The following is a 606-nucleotide window of genomic DNA, read 5'->3' on the forward strand; positions in this document are numbered from 1 at the left end:
TTCAGAAGAATCTAATTCAAAATTCCCTAATACCTTTTGATAGTTTATATTTAAAGTATGAGTAATATACTCATTAATACTATAATAATTATTCAAACTAGCATTGAGTTTTCTAAACCAACCAAAGCCTTTGCTTTCATTTTTAAAATAATTATCTTCTATAAAAAGTCCATCATCATTAACCTTACCTATGCTTATCTTAGCACTATAACTTAAGGTATTATTCTCAAATCCTCTAAATAAACCTTCTAAACCTATACTACCTACATTAGAATTTTTATTTGCTATATATGAAAATGGTGTATAAGCGAAAGCTTTATCATTTAAAGTTTTATGATAAATACTTGAAGTAAAGTATAAAGATGAATTAGTATTAATCCATACAGGATAAGAAAAGTCTATACCTATACTTTTTGAAATTCCACTAAAGCCAACTTCTTGATAATCTCCACCTAAAGAATAATTTCCTTTTGATACACTTGGAGTAATTTTTAAATTTCCTAAAAAGAAAGTATAACTAGCCCCATAGTTAATTTGTTTTTCATTGCTTGATTGTAAGTAAAAATTATAATAATCTCCCATATTAAATATAGAATTAAATCCCAT

Annotated in this window: 1 pseudogene; it reads right to left on the bottom strand. The window is 25.1% G+C overall.

Annotated features, from left to right (window positions below):
- Positions 1-606, bottom strand: a pseudogene (locus L8U37_RS08115) (ShlB/FhaC/HecB family hemolysin secretion/activation protein); the annotation flags it as partial.

Origin of the sequence: Campylobacter sp. RKI_CA19_01122 (assembly GCF_025771325.1) — a bacterium.
Taxonomy (GTDB): domain Bacteria; phylum Campylobacterota; class Campylobacteria; order Campylobacterales; family Campylobacteraceae; genus Campylobacter_D; species Campylobacter_D lari_D.